3 protein-coding genes and 1 pseudogene are annotated in these 5,237 nt (G+C 73.1%); all 4 read left to right on the forward strand.

All coding sequences use genetic code 11. The features are described 5' to 3' along the window. Positions 1-2,418, forward strand: a 2,418-nt coding sequence (leuS, locus tag ACFV61_RS32110) for a leucine--tRNA ligase (protein WP_380495472.1), incomplete at its 5' end; no start/stop codon positions are given. A gap of 329 nt (positions 2,419-2,747) precedes the next feature. Next, complete coding sequence (locus ACFV61_RS32115; RefSeq protein WP_380495474.1) at positions 2,748-3,560, forward strand: hypothetical protein; 813 nt, start codon at positions 2,748-2,750, stop codon at positions 3,558-3,560. A 173-nt stretch (positions 3,561-3,733) separates the two neighbouring features. Next, positions 3,734-4,579 (forward strand): DegV family protein, encoded by an 846-nt coding sequence (locus ACFV61_RS32120; protein WP_063347537.1) that lies wholly within the window; start codon positions 3,734-3,736, stop codon positions 4,577-4,579. Between the two features lie 152 nt (positions 4,580-4,731). After that, a pseudogene (locus ACFV61_RS32125) lies at positions 4,732-5,237 on the forward strand (hypothetical protein); the annotation flags it as partial.

Consider the following 5,237-nt stretch of genomic DNA (forward strand, 5'->3'; position numbering starts at 1 on the left):
ATCTCCACGATCGACCCGGAGTACTACCGCTGGACCCAGTGGATCTTCCTGCAGATCTTCAACTCCTGGTACGACGAGCAGGCCGGCCGGGCCCGGCCGATCGCCGAGCTGATCGCCCGGTTCGAGTCCGGCGCGAAGCCGACCCCGGACGGGCGCCCGTGGGCCGACCTCTCCGCCGCCGAGCGCGACGAACTGCTGGGCGAGTACCGGCTGGCGTACTCCAAGGAGGTGCCGGTCAACTGGTGCCCCGGCCTGGGCACCGTCCTGGCCAACGAGGAGGTCACCGCGGACGGCCGCTCCGAGCGCGGCAACTTCCCGGTGTTCAAGTCCAACCTGCGCCAGTGGATGATGCGCATCACCGCGTACTCCGACCGCCTGATCTCCGACCTGGACCTGCTGGACTGGCCCGAGGCCATCAAGCTCCAGCAGCGCAACTGGATCGGGCGCTCCGAGGGCGCCCGGGTCGACTTCGCCGTCGACTCCGGTGAGAAGATCACCGTCTTCACCACCCGGCCCGACACCCTGTTCGGCGCCACCTACATGGTGCTGGCCCCCGAGCACGGCCTGGTCGACTCGATCGTCCCGGCCGCCTGGCCCGCGGACGTGCCCGCCGAGTGGACCGGCGGCGCCGCCACCCCCGCCGAGGCCGTCGCCGCCTACCGCGCCACCGCCGCCGCCAAGTCGGACGTCGAGCGGCAGGTCGAGGCCAAGGTCAAGACCGGCGTCTTCACCGGCGCCTACGCCGTGAACCCGGTCAGCGGCGCGTCCGTCCCGGTGTTCATCGCCGACTACGTGCTGATGGGCTACGGCACCGGCGCCATCATGGCCGTCCCCGCCCACGACCACCGCGACTTCGCCTTCGCCCGCGCCTTCGCGCTGCCGATGCGCTGCGTCGTCCAGCCCACCGACGGGCGCGGCGAGGACCCGGCCGCCTGGGACGACGCCTTCGACACCTACGACTCCGTCATCGTCAACTCCTCCCGGGACGGGCTGACGCTGGACGGGCTGGGCGTCGTCGACGCCAAGGCCGCCGTCACCGCCTGGCTGGCCGAGCGCGGCATCGGCGAGGGCACCGTCAACTACCGTCTGCGGGACTGGCTGTTCAGCCGCCAGCGGTACTGGGGCGAGCCCTTCCCGATCGTCTACGACGAGGACGGCGTCATGCACGCGCTGCCCGAGTCGATGCTGCCGGTCGAGGTCCCCGAGGTCGAGGACTACTCGCCGCACACCTACGACCCGTACGACGCCACCTCCTCGCCCAAGACCCCGCTGTCGCGCAACGAGGCCTGGGTCAACGTCGAACTGGACCTGGGCGACGGCGTCCGCACCTACCGGCGCGAGACCAACACCATGCCCAACTGGGCGGGTTCGTGCTGGTACGAGCTGCGCTACGTCGACCCGTCGAACTCCTCGGCGGTCGTCGACCCGGCCAACGAGAAGTACTGGCTCGGCCCCACGGCCACCAAGCCGGCCGGCGGCGCCGACCTGTACGTCGGCGGTGCCGAGCACGCCGTGCTGCACCTGCTGTACGCGCGCTTCTGGCACAAGGTGCTGCACGACCTGGGCCACGTCTCGTCCGTCGAGCCGTTCCACAAGCTGTTCAACCAGGGCATGATCACCGCCGACGTCTACCGCGACGAGCGCGGCTTCCCGGTGCCCGCCGCCGAGGTCGAGGAGCGCGACGGCCAGTACTTCTGGCAGGGCGAGGCCGTCAAGCGCGAGGCCGGCAAGATGGGCAAGTCCCTGAAGAACGCCGTCGCCCCCGACGAGATCGCCGACGAGTACGGCGCCGACACGCTGCGCCTGTACGAGATGTCCATGGGCCCGCTGGACGTCTCCCGCCCCTGGGACACCCGCGCCGTCGTCGGCTCGTACCGCTTCCTGCAGCGGCTGTGGCGCAACGTCGTCTCGGAGGCCACCGGCGACCTGGTCGTCACCGAGGAGGAGCCGGACGAGGCGACGCTGCGTGCCCTGCACAAGGCGATCGACGGCATCCGCGGCGACATGGCCGGGCTGCGGTTCAACACGGCCGTCGCCAAGGCGATCGAGCTGAACAACTACCTGGTCAAGCGCGGCTCCACGCCGCGCGCCGTGGCCGAGCAGCTGGTCCTGATCGTCGCGCCGCTGGCCCCGCACATTGCCGAGGAGCTGTGGCGCCGGCTGGGCCACGACGAGTCGCTGGCGCACACCGACTACCCGGTCGCCGACCCGGCGTACGTGGTGGACGAGACGGTGACCTGCGTGGTGCAGCTCAAGGGCAAGGTGAAGGCCCGGCTGGAGGTCGCGCCGACGATCTCGGACGCCGAGCTGGAGGCGCTGGCGCTGGCCGACCCGGCCGTCGTCGCGGCGATCGGCGAGGCGCCGGTGCGCAAGGTGATCGCGCGGGCGCCGAAGCTGGTGAACATCGTTACTGGCTGAGAGGCTGAGGTCGAGGTCGGTCAGTTGAGGCTGAGGCTCAGGTCGGCCGGCTGCGGTTGAGGTCGCGTGGCTGATGTCGGTCGGCTGGTAGTCGGCCGGCTGAGGCTGCTGGGGCGGGTGTCCTTCGGGACGCCCGCCCTTTGCTCGTGCCCGGGGCCCTGGGAGGACCCTCGAACCCTCGGGGAGATCCCCGATCTGTCCCTGATCTCCGCCGCCCGGGCCCGTTCCGTCCGCCCCGGGCCCGATCCGGCGGCTACCGTGGAACCCTCGGCAGTACGGCCCGCGTTGGGTCCGGTGGGGGCCGAAACGGTGGCGGAAGGTGGCTCGCGATGGACGCGTTCGGCGTGATGATCGGCCTGGTCCTGCTCTTCGGGATCGCGGCGTTCGTCCTGGCCGTGGTCGGCACGGTCAAGGCGGCGAAGGCCGTCGCCACGAAGATCGGGCGGCACGAGGCCAACGCCCGGCGCGCCGTGGAGAACGCCACCCTCAAGGCGAAGACCTTCACCAAGGTCGGACCGCCCGGCCAGATCGCCGCCGTCCGGCTCGGTCTGCGCACCTCGCTCGACGGCACCCGGCAGGTGCTGGAGAGCGGCCTCCCCCAGGACGGCCAGCTCGGCGAGTCCCTCGCCCTGCTCGGCAGGCTCGACGCACACGCCGCCGAACTCGACGGCGAACTGCGGCTGCTGGAGCGGGAGCCGGACACCGCGCGGATCGCGGCCAAGCTGCCGGAGCTGCGCGAACGCGCCGAACGGATCACCCACTCCGCGGAGACCATGCGCTGGGCCGCGCAGGACCGGATGCACCGGTTCGCGGACGACGAGCTGAGCCGGCTCAGCCAGGAGTGCGAGAGCGAGGCGGGGGCGCTGCGGCACTGGGACACCTCGGGGGAGTCGTCGTCCGCGTCCGCCTCTGGCTCCGGCTCCGCTGCTTCCTCCGCGTCGTCCGCGTCCTCGGGTTCGGGGGCGGGTTCGGGGGCGGGCTCGGGTTCTGGCTCGGGGGCGGCCTCCGGGGGTGCTGTGCGGGCCGGGCTGACGGACGGGAAGAGCCGTCCGAGCGCCGAGGAGCTCCTCGGACTCGCCGACCCGCTGGCCAAGCTGGCCCAGCGGCTGCGGAAGCCGTCGGCGGGGCCCACGGCAGGCTGAGCCGAGCCGAGCCGAGCCGAGCCGAGCCGAGCCTGAGCTGAGCACCCCGCGCCGGGTGCTGCGGCCGTGCTTCGGCGGGTGCTGCGTGCTTGCTCCGGCGGCGCCCACGGGGCCTTTCGGGGCTCGCACCCGGGCGCTGTCCTCCCGGACGAACGGGGAGTAATCTCCGCCTCATGCCCTCTGACCTCGCACTTGTCACCGACTCCACGGCCTACCTGCCGCAGGAGACCCTCGACCGGTACGGGATCACGGTGGTCCCGCTGAGCGTCGCGGTCGGTGACGCGGTCCTGTGCGAAGGCGTCGAGATCTCCCCCAAGGACGTCGCCGAGGCGCTGCGCGACAAGCAGCGGGTGACGACCTCCCGACCGAACCCCGAGGCCTTCGCCGCCGCCTATCGGGCCGCCGCCGAGGCCGGGGCGAAGGGCATCGTCTCGGTGCACATCTCCGGCGAGCTGTCCGGCACGGTGGAGGCCGCCCGGCTGGCGGCCGCCGAGGCGCCGGTACCCGTGCGGGTGGTGGACAGCCGACTGGTCGGCATGGCCCTCGGATACGCGGTGCTGGCGGCGGCCGAGGCGATCGCGGCCGGGCGGGACCTGGCGGAGGCGGCCGAGGCCGCCACCCGGCGGGCGGCCGTGACCAGCGGGTTCTTCTACGTCGACACTCTGGAACACCTGCGCAGGGGCGGCCGGATCGGGGCGGCGCGGGCGCTGCTCGGGTCGGCGCTGGCGGTCAAGCCGCTGCTGCACCTGGACGGGGGGCGGATCGAACCGCTGGAGAAGGTGCGCACCGCGTCGCGGGCGATCGCGCGCTTGGAGGAGATCGCGGTCGAGCGGTCGGGGGGCGGGGAGGTCGACATCACCGTGCACCACCTGGCGGCCGAGGAACGGGCCGAGCCGCTCGCGGAGCGGCTGCGGGCCCGGGTGCCGGGGCTGCGGGAGCTGTACGTGGGCGAGGTGGGGGCGGTGATCGGCGCGCACGTCGGGCCGGGGCTGCTCGCGGTGGTCGTCGCGCCGCGCTGAGCGGGCCGGGCGTGCCGTGTCGCGGGCTCTGGTCAACTCCTCGCGGCGCTGATCACTCGTGTGAGTGATCTGTTTTGTCCACAACCCCTGAGTTATCCACAGGGGTTCGGTAATTTCTGCGCACTCTGCCGAGGACTCCTACCGTCCTCGGCATGACGACCATGGGCCTGGGCGCGGCGAAGCGCCACGAGATCAACGAGACCGTCCGGCTGCGGATGGCGGCGCTGCTGCCGACCGGCGGCGGCGCCGTCGTGGGCGATGGGGCGGGAGCAGAGGCCGGTGCCGGGGCGGGCGGGCCGGTGGGCTCCGGTGCCGCGATGGGCGCGCTCGCGTCGACCGGTCCGCCTTCGGGCGCGGTTCCGGCCGGGGCGGGGGAGCGGCCTCCGTCGGCGGGGCCTGCGCCGCCTGTGCCACCTGTGCTGTTGGAGCCGGTCAGGGCGGGCGGTGACGCGGATCCGCCGGGGCCGGGGGCCGGGTCGGGCCTTCGATTCGGCTCGGCGATGGCACTCGACCGGCGGGCGGTGGCCGGGTTGGCCGTCCTGCTGCTGTTCGCGGTCGGCTACGCCGTGCAGCACTTCTGGCTGGCCAGACCGCAGGCGGTGGCCGTGCCGGCGTTGGCGTCCGCCCCGGTCTCACCGGGGGCGGAGGGGGCGGAGGG

The organism is Kitasatospora sp. NPDC059817 (genome assembly GCF_042731835.1).
Lineage (GTDB): Bacteria > Actinomycetota > Actinomycetes > Streptomycetales > Streptomycetaceae > Kitasatospora.